This window comes from Methylonatrum kenyense (assembly GCF_023195885.1).
Lineage (GTDB): Bacteria > Pseudomonadota > Gammaproteobacteria > Nitrococcales > Aquisalimonadaceae > Methylonatrum > Methylonatrum kenyense.
Map to the genome: position 1 here is coordinate 1 of NZ_JALPKO010000026.1, position 843 is coordinate 843.

At 63.5% G+C, this 843-nt stretch carries 1 pseudogene; it reads right to left on the reverse strand.

Annotation, left to right across the window (positions count from 1 at the left end):
• Nucleotides 1–706, reverse strand: a pseudogene (locus M0534_RS13650) (efflux RND transporter periplasmic adaptor subunit); the annotation flags it as partial.
• Nucleotides 707–843 lie beyond the last annotated feature (137 nt).

Sequence of the window (843 nt, forward strand, 5' to 3'; positions counted from 1 at the left end):
CAATGGTCATGACCTCGGTACCCGGTTGCACGAACATTCCCTCGGCCACGTTCAGCGCCAGGACGACACCGTCCTGGCGCGCCGTCACCGGCACCAGGTTCAGGACCCGGCCCTGCTGTTCGACCTGGCTGATCGCATCGGCGGTCATGCCCAGGGCACGCAGCCGGTCCCTGGCCGGTCCGGCATTGCCATTACGGCGGAGGGTCTGCAGCAACTCATCCTGGGCGCTCACCAGGGCCGGTGAATAGAGCCGGAAAAGGACCTGACCTGCCTCGACCCGCTCACCGGTGGTACGCACCCGTAAATCCTCGATCCAGCCCTCGGTGCGCAGATGGACATGGGACTGCGCCGACTCATCGACGTCGACAAAGCCCACGGTGCTGATCTGGCGCTGGAGCGGACCATGCATCGCCTCGGCGGTGCGTACCCCCATGTTCTGGACCACAACGGGATTGATACGCAGCACCTCGGGGTCATCGTCCCGGCCCTCTTCACCGGCATAAATGGGGATGTAATCCATTCCCATTTCATCCTTGCGTGGCTCATCCGAGCGAATGGACGGATTGTGGGGATGCTGGTAATAGAGAACCTCCCGTTCGCGGGGCTCAGCCCCGGTTCCGCTCAGTTCTTCCTGGTAAAACCACAACGCGCCCGCGCCAAGGGCCGTCCCGATCAGCAAGACGACGAACAGGCTGAGAAACCTCATGGCCGAGCCTCCCCTGACAGGTAGAGGAGTTCCGCCTGGGCCGTTCGACGATCGGTGGCGACCTGAACGGCATCCAGGCGGGTTTCCAGGTAGGTGATACGTGCCTGCATCAGCGCAGTGAACTCGAGCGTGCCGGC